Origin of the sequence: Kitasatospora sp. NPDC059747 (assembly GCF_042732955.1) — a bacterium.
GTDB lineage: Bacteria > Actinomycetota > Actinomycetes > Streptomycetales > Streptomycetaceae > Kitasatospora.
The window spans coordinates 44,942-55,590 of sequence record NZ_JBHWGV010000003.1; the positions used below are offsets into that span (position 1 = coordinate 44,942).

The 10,649-nt window shown below is 72.6% G+C and carries 10 protein-coding genes; 4 read left to right on the forward strand and 6 right to left on the reverse strand.

Going from position 1 to position 10,649, the window contains the following annotated elements; translation table 11 throughout:
* Positions 1–20 precede the first annotated feature (20 nt).
* The 3 genes from ACFV4G_RS02100 to ACFV4G_RS02110 form a co-directional block, all read right to left on the reverse strand.
* On the reverse strand, positions 21–242 hold the full coding sequence (locus ACFV4G_RS02100; RefSeq protein ID WP_380435525.1) for a hypothetical protein: 222 nt from the start codon (positions 240–242) through the stop codon (positions 21–23).
* 47 nt (positions 243–289) lie between these two features.
* Positions 290–2,758 (reverse strand): HAD-IC family P-type ATPase, encoded by a 2,469-nt coding sequence (locus ACFV4G_RS02105; RefSeq protein ID WP_380435527.1) that lies wholly within the window; start codon positions 2,756–2,758, stop codon positions 290–292.
* 76 nt (positions 2,759–2,834) lie between these two features.
* Positions 2,835–3,131: a DUF2530 domain-containing protein gene (locus tag ACFV4G_RS02110; protein WP_380435529.1), complete on the reverse strand. Its 297-nt coding sequence runs from the start codon at positions 3,129–3,131 to the stop codon at positions 2,835–2,837.
* A 183-nt stretch (positions 3,132–3,314) separates the two neighbouring features.
* Here ACFV4G_RS02110 and ACFV4G_RS02115 point away from each other — a divergent pair, with 183 nt between their 5' ends.
* Positions 3,315–4,775 carry an NCS2 family permease gene (locus ACFV4G_RS02115; RefSeq protein WP_380435531.1) on the forward strand — a complete coding sequence of 487 codons (1,461 nt, stop codon included), beginning with the start codon at positions 3,315–3,317 and terminating at the stop codon, positions 4,773–4,775.
* 70 nt (positions 4,776–4,845) lie between these two features.
* Here the strand turns inward: ACFV4G_RS02115 and ACFV4G_RS02120 are convergent, their stop codons facing one another.
* A complete protein-coding gene (locus ACFV4G_RS02120) occupies positions 4,846–5,295 on the reverse strand; it encodes a VOC family protein (RefSeq protein WP_380435533.1) in 450 nt (149 codons plus the stop codon).
* 133 nt (positions 5,296–5,428) lie between these two features.
* Between ACFV4G_RS02120 and ACFV4G_RS02125 the strand changes: the two genes are divergently transcribed.
* Positions 5,429–6,352, forward strand: a complete 924-nt coding sequence (locus ACFV4G_RS02125; RefSeq protein WP_380435535.1) for a DUF4231 domain-containing protein — start codon at positions 5,429–5,431, stop codon at positions 6,350–6,352.
* A gap of 196 nt (positions 6,353–6,548) precedes the next feature.
* On the forward strand, positions 6,549–8,261 hold the full coding sequence (locus ACFV4G_RS02130; protein WP_380435537.1) for a hydrogenase maturation protein: 1,713 nt from the start codon (positions 6,549–6,551) through the stop codon (positions 8,259–8,261).
* 96 nt (positions 8,262–8,357) lie between these two features.
* On the opposite strand, the gene ACFV4G_RS02135 is transcribed toward ACFV4G_RS02130, so the two are convergent.
* Positions 8,358–9,134, reverse strand: coding sequence for an MHYT domain-containing protein (locus tag ACFV4G_RS02135; RefSeq protein ID WP_380435539.1), 777 nt, complete (start codon positions 9,132–9,134; stop codon positions 8,358–8,360).
* Positions 9,135–9,473: 339 nt separating this feature from the next.
* A complete protein-coding gene (locus ACFV4G_RS02140; RefSeq protein ID WP_380435541.1) occupies positions 9,474–9,878 on the reverse strand; it encodes a VOC family protein in 405 nt (134 codons plus the stop codon).
* 143 nt (positions 9,879–10,021) lie between these two features.
* On the opposite strand from ACFV4G_RS02140, the gene ACFV4G_RS02145 reads away from it, so the two are divergent.
* On the forward strand, positions 10,022–10,456 hold the full coding sequence (locus ACFV4G_RS02145) for a MarR family transcriptional regulator (RefSeq protein ID WP_359967692.1): 435 nt from the start codon (positions 10,022–10,024) through the stop codon (positions 10,454–10,456).
* The last annotated feature ends 193 nt before the right edge of the window (positions 10,457–10,649 follow it).

Here is a 10,649-nt window from a genome sequence, read left to right on the forward strand (position 1 = left end):
GCCGAGTCCGTTGCCCGGTGTCAGCGGGTCCGTCCGTCGGGGCGGGCCCGCAGCCGCAGGTAGAGCGTGACGGTGACGGTCAGCCAGACCACGCCGAGCGTCAGCATCCCGGCGGCCCGCAGCGACGGCTCGGACCTCGGAAGCACGTGCAGGACCGTCATCGCCAGGGCCGGCGGCGTGACCGCCAGCAGCCCGCCCAGGAAGGCGATGAACGCCTCCAACTCCCCACCCCTGCGCGCCATCCGGCACCCCCTCTCGGGGGCATGTTAGGCCGGACGAGGACGCCGCGTCACTCGTAGCCGCGGCGTTTCATGAAGCGCCAGGCGATTTCCAGGGCCATGCAGCAGATCACCGCGATGCCGACGCCCGTCCACGGGTCGCGGATGCCGACCAGGCGGAGCTGGAAGAAGTCGGACAGCCACGGGACCAGCAGCACCAGCGAGAACGCGCCGCCCATCGTGCCGATCAGCAGCAGGCGCCACCAGTTGTACGGGCGGGCGACGATGGCGAGCACCCAGATGGCGATCAGGAACAGCGTCAGCGTGGCCACGCTGGTGTCGGCCTTGAGGTCCGTCGCGTGGTTCGCCCTGGCCAGCGCGTAGGCCACGAACGTCCCGGTGCCCGCGATGGCGCCGCCCGGGATCGCCAGCCGCAGCACGCGTTTGACGAAGCCGGTGCGGGCGCGCTCGTTGTTGGGGGCGAGCGCGAGGAAGAAGGCCGGCACGCCGATGGTGAGCGTGGACAGCACGGTCGAGTGCCGGGGCAGGAACGGGTACGGCGAGTGGGTGAAGATCACCAGCAGCGCCAGCAGGACCGAGTACACGGTCTTGACCAGGAACAGCCCGGCGACGCGCTCGATGTTGCCGATCACCCGGCGGCCCTCGGCCACCACCGAGGGGAGCGTCGCGAAGGAGTCGTTCAGCAGCACGATCTGGGCGACCGCCTTGGTCGCGTCGCTGCCGGTGCCCATCGCCACGCCGATGTCCGCGTCCTTGAGCGCGAGCACGTCGTTGACGCCGTCGCCTGTCATGGCCACCGTGTGCCCGCGCGACTGCAGCGCGCCGACCAGCTCGCGCTTCTGCTGCGGGGTGACGCGGCCGAACACGCTCGTGCGATCGGCGGCGTCGGCGAGCGCCTCCGGCTCGGTCGGCAGCGTGCGGGCGTCCAGCGGCTGGTCCGCGCCGGGCAGGCCGAGGTGGGCGGCGACCGCGCCGACCGAGACCGCGGCGTCGCCGGAGATCACCTTCGCCCGGACCTGCTGCCCCTCGAAGTACCGCAGCGTGGCCGCCGCGTCCTCGCGCAGCCGCTGCTGCAGCACCACCAGGGCGAGCGGCGTGAGGCCCGCCGCCGGGTCCGGGGAGTCCAGCGGGACGGGATTGCGCCCGATCAGCAGCACCCGCAGGCCCTTGGCGCCCAGCTCGTCCACCTCGGCGAGCGCCGGGTGGCCGGCGGGCAGCAGGACGTCGGGGGCGCCGAGCAGCCAGGTGGCCTCGCCGCCCTGCGGCTCCAGCAGCTGCACGCCGCTCCACTTGCGGGCGGAGGAGAACGGCATCGCCTCGATCACGCGCCAGCCGTTCGCACCGCCCGCGGCCCCGGTCACGGCCCGCGAGCCGTCCCCGTAGGCGGCGATGACGGCCTGCATGGACGGGTTCGGCCGCGCGTCGGCCCCGGCCATCACGCCGAGCGCGTGCTCGATCGTCCGCGGCCCGACCGCCCCGGGCACGCCGTCGGAGATCACGCGCAGGTCGATCACGTCCATGCCGCCCTCGGTGAGCGTGCCGGTCTTGTCCAGGCACACCGTGTCGACCCGGGCCAGCCCTTCGATCGCGGGCAGCTCCTGCACCAGGCACTGCTTGCGCCCGAGCCGGATCACGCCGATCGCGAAGGCGACCGAGGTGAGCAGCACCAGGCCCTCCGGGACCATCGGCACGATGCCGGCCACCATGCGGCGCACCGCCTCGCGCCAGTCCCGGCCCTCGACGGCCAGCTGGCTGATGATCAGGCCGATCGCGGTCGGGACCAGCAGGTAGGTGATGAACCGCAGGATGCTGTTGATGCCGGTGCGCAGCTCCGACTTCACCAGCGTGAACCGGCTCGCCTCCTCGGCCAGTTGCGCCGCGTACGCCTCGCGCCCGACCTTCGTCGCGGTGAACGCGCCCGCGCCGGCCACCACGAAGCTGCCGGACATCACCTGGTCGCCGGGCTGTTTGAGGACGGGGTCGGGCTCGCCGGTCAGCAGCGACTCGTCGATCTCCAGGCCGTCCGCCTCGGTGACCTCGCCGTCGACGATCACCTTGTCGCCGATGCCGAGCAGCACGGTGTCGTCGAGCACGATCTCGCCGACGCCGATCTGCTGGACGGTGCCGTCCCGGCGCACCTGCGGGCGGGCCTCGCCGATCAGGGCCAGGCTGTCCAGGGTCTTCTTGGCGCGCAGCTCCTGGATGATGCCGATCGCCGTGTTGGCGACGATGACCAGGCCGAACAGGCCGTCCTGGATCGGGCCGACGACCAGGATGATCCCGAACATCACGCCGATGATCGCGTTGAACCGGGTGAAGACGTTGGCCCGGACGATCTCCTTGGCGGAGCGGCTGGAGCGCACCGGGACGTCGTTGACCTGTCCGCGCGCGACCCGCTCGGCCACCTCCGCGCCGCTCAGCCCGCCGCGCCGGCCGGGCAACAGGCCGAGGGGGTGCGCACCGTCGGGGCGGTCGCCGTCGCCGGGCTGCTCTTCCGCGGAGTGGGCAGGCTGCGTCATGGCACCGACTCTACGGGTGCCTTATGTCCGATGCGTGCTACTAAAGGCCTATTCGGTCCGACCGGGTGGCCGGGGTCTACGCGGCCCCGTCCGGGCCCGTCCCTTCGGGGTGCGCGGCGGCCGCGGCCTCGGCGGCGCGGCTGCGGGCGATCGCGTCCCGGCGGGCGCGGCAGTACCAGAGGCCGATCAGGCCGAGCAGTCCGCCGGACAGGCAGACCCAGGGCCAGGTGCCGTGGCCGTGGTCGGAGAGGGTGCCCTGGAACGGCAGCAGCACCAGGAAGGCGACGAACCACAGCACCGTGCCGCCGCCGACGATCGCGACGTCGTTGGCCTCCAGCGGCGGAGGGGAGGGGTGCAGCGGGGTCTTGGGCATGGGGCCTAGCGTACGGGGCGCGGGTCCGGTGGGGGCCATCCGGCGTCCGCTCGGGGCCGCGCGCGGCTCTACGCGCGAAGATAGCGCGGGTTCGATCCGGAAACCATACTTTTAGTTCTGCGCCCGGCCACCGTCGACCAGGGCGTTCACCCCCCTCCTCCGCCCCCCACAGAGGACGCACGCATGCCTGTGGTCCAGCCGACCACCGAGTCGCCCGAGCCCGCCGACACCGCGCCCGAGCCGCCCTCCGGCGCCCTGGACCGCTACTTCCGGATCAGCGAGCGCGGCTCCACCCTGCCGCGCGAGATCCGCGGCGGCGTGGCCACGTTCTTCACCATGGCCTACATCCTGGTGCTCAACCCGATCATCCTGGCCAGCGCCACGGACCTGAACGGGACCCACCTGGACAGCGCCCAGCTGGTCACCGCGACGGCCCTCACCGCGGGTCTCACCACCCTGCTGATGGGCGTCATCGGCAATGTGCCGATCGGCCTGGCCGCCGGCCTCGGCGTCAACACCATCGTGGCGCTCCAGCTCGCGCCCAGGATGACCTGGCCGGACGCGATGGGCATGGTCGTCCTGGCCGGCTTCGCGATCATGCTGCTGGTCGCCACCGGGCTGCGCGAGCGGGTCATGAACGCCGTGCCGCTCGGGCTGCGCAAGGCCATCGCGATCGGCATCGGCCTGTTCATCAGCCTCGTCGGGCTGGTCGACTCCGGCTTCGTCAGCCGCATCCCGGACGCCGCCCACACCACCGTGCCGCTCCAGCTCGGCGGCAGCGGCCACCTGCTCGGCTGGCCGGTCCTGGTGTTCGTCGTCGGCCTGCTGCTCACCCTCGTCCTGGTGATCCGCAAGGTGCCCGGCGCGATCCTCATCAGCATCGCGGTCAGCACCGCCGTCGCCGTCGTGATCGACGAGTTCGCCGACATCCCGGCGCTCAAGTGGGGCCTGACCGTCCCGGCGTGGCCCGGCAACCCGGTCGCCGCCCCGGACTTCGGCCTGGTCGGCAAGGTCAGCCTGTTCGGCGGCTTCGAGAAGGTCGGCGTGCTGACCGGCGCGCTGTTCGTCTTCACCGTGCTGATGTCGTGCTTCTTCGACGCGATGGGCACCATCCTCGGCGTCGCCGACGAGGCCCACCTGCTCGACGAGAAGGGCGACCTGCCGGGCATCAACCGGATCCTCATGGTCGACGGCATCGCCACGGCGGCCGGCGGCGCCACCTCCGCGTCCGCGAACACCTGCTTCGTCGAGTCCACGGCCGGCGTCGGCGAGGGCGCCAGGACCGGCTTCGCCTCGATCGTCACGGGCCTGCTCTTCGTGGTGGCGCTCTTCCTCACCCCGCTCGCCACCATGGTCCCCGCGCAGGCCGCCACCCCGGCCCTGGTCACCGTCGGCTTCCTGATCCTGGCCAACTCGATCAAGGAGATCGACTGGGCCGACTACACGATCGCGATCCCGGCGTTCCTGACGATCGTGATGATGCCCTTCACGTACTCGATCACCAACGGCATCGGCTTCGGCTTCGTCGCCTTCTGCATCCTGCGCATCGCCGCGGGCCGCGGCCGCGAGGTCCCGATCCCGATGTACGCGGTCGCGGGCGTCTTCGCCTTCTACTACCTGATGCCGGCCCTCGGCCTGCTCTGAGCGCGGTACGCCCCGCCCGCGGCCCCGTCCTCCTCCGTGGAGGGCGGGGCCGCGGTGTGTTTCGGCCGGGCTACTGGACGCAGAACTCGTTGCCCTCGGGGTCGGCCATCGTCGTCCATTCGCCGCCGTTCTCCTTCACGTGGCGCAGGACGGTGGCGCCGAGGGACCGCAGGCGGGTGACGGTGGCCTCGCGGGCTCCGGGGTCGGGGTGGAGGTCGAGGTGGAGGCGGTTCTTCGTCTCCTTGGGCTCGGGGACGGCCTGGAAGAGGATGCGGCGGCCCAGGCCGGTGCCGGTGGCCGGGTCGAACGGGTCGTCCGGGTGGCGGACGGCGAGCAGGGCGCGGAAGGCGGGGCGGCCCTCGAACTCGGTCACGGCCTCCGCGGGGAGGGCGCCGGCCGCGAGGAGGCGGGTGACCAGGGCGCTGTTGTCCTCGACCGCGTAGTCGAGGGCGGCGGCCCAGAAGGCGGCCTGGCGGAGCGGATCGGCGCAGTCGACGACGAGTTTCCAGTGCAGCGGCATGTAACCGGTTATATCGGTTACCGGTCGAGGGGGACAATCGGACGCGTGGGAAAGGTGTCAAAAATGTGACTGTGTAGCGGAGTTGGCCGGGGGCATACTGCCTGGACGGGGCGACGGGGAGGGGGCTCGACCGATGGTGCAACAGGATCCGCCCGGGGGAGACGAGGCCAAGCTGCTGCCGGACCTGTTCTGGACGGCGGACAAGGCCTCGCTGGACGGACAGCGCGAGACGCTCCGGTGGTACCGCGGGCTGATCGCGATGCTGGTGATCGCCGCCGTGATCGGCTCGTTCCCGGGCCCGGACAAGGCGGGCGACGGCGACATCGCGCCGCTCTTCTCGGTGGTGGCCTTCCTGGTCGCCGGCTACTTCTGGTCCCGGCTGCGCCGCAGCAACCCGCAGGGCCGCTGGTACGAGGCCAGGGCCGCGGCCGAGTCGGTGAAGACGCTCGCCTGGAAGTACTCGGTGCGCGCCCGCCCGTTCGACGGCGAGGCGGACTCGCCCGACGTGGACCGCGGCTACCTGCTGCAGCTCGAAGACGTGATGCGGGCCTTCGAGGACCCGGAGATCGTGCCGCCCGGCACCGTCCCCGAGATCACCCCCGAGATGCGGCTGGCCAGGGCCGGCTCGCTGACCGCCCGGCGGACGCTCTACCTGCGCACCCGGGTCGAGAGCCAGCGCACCTGGTACCGCTCCCGGGCCGAGGCGTGCGAGTCGCAGGCCGTGTCGTGGGGGCTCGGCATCGCGGCGCTGATCATCATCGGCGCGGCGGCGGCCATCGCGCAGGCGACCGGCGCGCTGCAGGTGCACGTCTTCGGCGCAAGCTCCGCCGCGGCCGCGTCGATCATCGCCTGGACGCAGCTCAAGCAGCTCCGCCCGCTGGCCGCCGCCTACCAGCTGGCCGCCCGCGAGCTGGAGAACGTCGGCAACCAGCTGTCCGACCTCGACCCCCGGGCGCCGGACGCGGAGACCCGCTGGGCCCGCCTGGCCGCCGAGGCCGAGGACGCGGTCTCCCGCGAGCACACCACCTGGCGGGCCCGCCGGGCCTTTCCCCGCTAACCCGACGGAGACGAACGCGGGAGGTCAACTCCGGGGAGGGGCTGGGGAGATCCCGCGAAGCGTGCGCCATGCCGGGGCCACAGGTGTGCAGGGTGCGTGAGGGTCGGGCGGGGACGGGCCGACCGTAATCATTACGTGTCCATGCCCTGGTTTCATCGCCTCCGCGCGCGACCCCCAGTCCCCGTCGGAGGCCCCCTTGCGCATTCTCCTGATCGCCAGTGCGTTCAACAGCCTGACCCAGCGCGTCCACACCGAACTGCGCGGGCGCGGCCACCAGGTCGCCGTCCAGCTCGCCCTCGGCGACGAACAGGTGCGGGCCGCGGTGGACCGGACCGATCCCGAGCTGATCGTCTGCCCGATGCTCACCAAGGCCGTCCCGGAGGACGTCTGGCGCGCCCGGACCGTCCTCATCGTGCACCCCGGCCCCAAGGGCGACCGCGGCCCGTCCTCGCTGGACTGGGCGATCACCGAGGGCGCCGAGCGCTGGGGCGTCACCGTCCTGCAGGCCGTCGGGGAGATGGACGCGGGCGACATCTGGGCGTCGGTCGAGTTCACCGTCCCCCCGTGCGGCAAGAGCGAGCTGTACCGCAACGAGGTGGCCGACGCCGCCGTCGAGGCCGTCCTGCTGGCCGTCCAGCGTCACGAGGGCGGGCTGTTCACCCCCGAACCGCTCGACTACGACCGGCCCGACGTGCGCGGCCGGCTGCGCCCGTTCCTGCGGCAGGACGCACGCCGGATCGACTGGTCCGCAGACGACACCGCCACCGTGCTCCGCAAGCTCCGCGCCGCCGACTCCCAGCCCGGCGTGCTCGACGAGCTGTACGGCCGCGAGTTCTTCCTGCACGGCGGCCACCCCGAGGACGAGCTGCGCGGCCCCGTGCCCGGCGAGGTGCTCGCGACCCGTGACGGCGCGATCTGCAGGGCCACCGTGGACGGCGCGGTGTGGATCCCGCAGCTGCGCCCGCGCCGCACCCCGGGCGGGCCCGCCACCTTCAAGCTGCCCGCCGCGACGGTGCTCGCCGACGAGCTGCACCGCGTCCGCGAGGTGCCGGTGACCCCGGCCGAGGCGGCCCGCCGCGACACCTGGTCGGAGCTGCGCTACCACGAGGACGGCGACGTCGGCTTCCTCGAATTCGCCCACACCGGCGGGGCGATGAGCACCGAGCAGTGCCGCCGCCTGCTCACCGCCTACCGCGCGGCCGCCGACCGGCCCACCTCGGTGCTGGTGCTCGGCGCGGCCCGGGACTTCTACTCCAACGGCATCCACCTCAACGTCATCGAGGGCGCGTCCTTCCCGGCGCTGGAGTCGTGGGAGAACATCAACGCGATGGACGACCTGGTCGCGGCGATCCTCACCACGACCGACAAGCTGACCGTCTCGGCGCTCGCCGGGAACACCGCCGCGGGCGGGCTGATGCTGGCGATCGCCGCCGACGAGGTGTGGTGCCGCGAGTCGGCGGTGCTCAACCCGCACTACCGGCTGATGGGCCTGTACGGCTCCGAGTACTGGACGTACACCCTGCCGCGCCGGGTCGGCGCCGAGTGGGCGGAGCGGCTGACCACCGAGGCGCTGCCGGTCGGGGCCGAGCAGGCCCGCCGGATCGGCCTGGTGGACCGCACGGAGGGCGGGGACGCGGCCGGTTTCCGCCGCTGGACGGTCCGTGAGGCGGCCCGCCTCGCCGCCTCGCCGGAGCTCACCGCGCGGCTGGTCGACAAGAAGCGCCGGCTGGCCGCGGACGACGAGGAGCGCCCGCTCGCCGACTACCGGGCGGAGGAGCTCCGGCGCATGCACGCCAACTTCTACCGCGCGGGCGAGCCGTACCACGGGCTGCGGCGGGACTTCGTCCGCAAGGTGTGCCCGGTGGCCACGCCGGAGCACCTGACCGGGCTGCTCGGCGGGCCCGAGTAGCGGGACGCGAAAGCGGAGGCCGGGCCCGGTGGGTTCGGGCCCGGCCTCCGCCGTGCGTGCGCTGAGTGTCGGCGAGCACTCAGAGCCGGCGAGCGCTCAGCGCCGGCGTGCGGCCAGTGGTGCGGCGTGGCCGACGACGACGGGCTGGGTGACGCTCTTGCTCGGCGACACCGCGAAGGCGAGCGCGCCGAAGAACACGTAGCAGCCGAGCCCGACCCCGAGCGGGAAGATGAACTCCAGCGCCATCACGCCGCCCTGGGTGTTCTGCGAGAAGTCGAGTTCGACGGAGAGCGCCGACATGCCCGTGTAGTGCATCGCGCACACGGCGACGCCCATCACCGGCGCCGCCGCCAGGACGGCCAGCGTGCCGCGGATGTTCAGCGCGGCCCAGAGCGCGGCCGTCGCCGCGAACACCGCGATGCCGATGGACAGCCCGACCGTCGTGCGGTCGTAGTGCACGTGCCCGGGCAGGACCATCGCGGCCATGCCGAGGTAGTGCATCGCCGCGACCCCGAGGCCCGTGGTCAGGCCGCCGGCGAGCAGCGACAGCACCGGGCGCCTGCTGTACCCGACGGTGAACAGGCCGACGCCGACGACGACGATCGCGACCACGAGGCTGAGCACCGTCGGCCCGGGCCGGTAGGTGATGTCGACGCCGCTGACGGAGAAGCCGAGCATCGCGATGAAGTGCATGGACCAGATTCCGGCGCCGAGCGAAGTGGCCGCGAAGAGCAGCCAGTTGACCCGGGTGCGGCCCTGGGAGACGAGCGCCCAGCGGGCGCTGCGCAGGGCGACGAACGAGCCGAGGCAGGCGACGAAGTACGAGACCGCCGGTGTTATCCAGCCGTGGTCGGCATGGTGGATCTCACCCAATGACAGCTCCCTGGACGGATGAGGGGGGAAGAGGGCGCCAGGGCTCGGGCGGACGCGGGACTGCCGGGAGGAACGGGACGGCCGGTGGGGCGCGTGGGAAGGCGTGCGCAGTGGGCACGGACGGGGTCCGCCGGGGGGAGACCTGGCATGGTGCCCCTGACATGTGGTGCCCCTGACAACGGGGCCCTGACAACCGGGACAGTAACCACTGCCCGGCGGCCGCACAAGGTTCGGCGTTTTCGTGAAGTCCCAGGTCAGCGTGGGCCTTTACGGGGCCTGCATGATCTTGGCACCAATCCCTGACACCCTCTGCGCAGGTCCGCCGGGCCCGTTCGTGGGTTAGTCCAGGGGGGCTAGCCCGAACGGGTGGCCGGCTGGGTCGATCAGCACCTTGAGCGTGCGGCCGTGCTGGTACGTCGGCTCGGTGGCGCCGAGCTCCAGGGCCCGGCCGATGGCCTCGTCGAGGTCGTCGACGTAGAAGTCGAGGTGGAAGTGCTTGCCGCCGTCCGGTTCCGTCCAGGGCTCCGGGCGGTAGCCGGTGACCCGTCCGAAGGCCAGCGGGCTGCCGCCCTCGGGGTTGTCGAGGATCGCGAAGTGCTCGTCCGCGTGGCGGGTCTCCCAGCCGAGCAGTTCGCCGTAGAACCCGGCCAGCGCGACCGGGTCGGCGCAGTCGATGGTGACCAGGGCGAGCCGGGCGAAGCCGGTGCCGTTCGGGGCGGCCTGGTCGGCGGCGAGGTCGGACATGTCTGGTCGGCCCTTCTGGGAGTCGAGACCTATGTCCAATATGGCACCGGGGCGATCTTCCGGCGCGGCGGTGGACCGCGGGGAGGGTGGGGAGGGCGGTAACCAATTTTCGTTAGCGAGAGTAATGACGTAAGCTAACGACCATGCCCGAGATGTCCGAGCAGGACCTCGCAGCGGTCAACCAGCTGCGATCGTCCACGATGCGCCTCTCCCGCCGGCTCAAACACCAGCGGGTCGAGGAGTCGCTGAGCCCTACCGAGATGGGGGTGCTGGGCACCCTCGCCCGGTGCGGAAAGGCCACGCCGGGTGAGCTCGCCCGGAAGGAGCACGTGCAGCCCCCTTCGATGACCAGGATCGTCGCGATGCTGGAGGAGAAGGGGCTCGTGCGGCGCGAGCCGCACCCCGAGGACCGCCGCCAGGTGGTCGTCAGCAGCACCGAGCAGGCCGAGGCGATCCTGGCGGAGAGCCGCCGGCGTCGCAACGCCTGGCTCGCCGAGCTCGCCGAAGGGCTCGACGAGGAGGAATGGGCCGTCCTCCGGGAGGCCGCGCCCGTGCTCTACAAGCTCGCACACCTCTAGGCACGCCCAGTCCGACCTGCCAGTCGGAGAAGAAGGAGCACCGCATCACCGCAGGACCGACCACGAACACCAGGAGCGGGGGGGGGGGGGGGGGGGGCGGGGGGGGCCGCGGGGGGGGGCGCCGGTGACAGGCCGGGCGGACGCCCCCCGGCCGCGCTGCCCGCGAGGGCGGGCCCCCGCCCGCCCGCCTCGC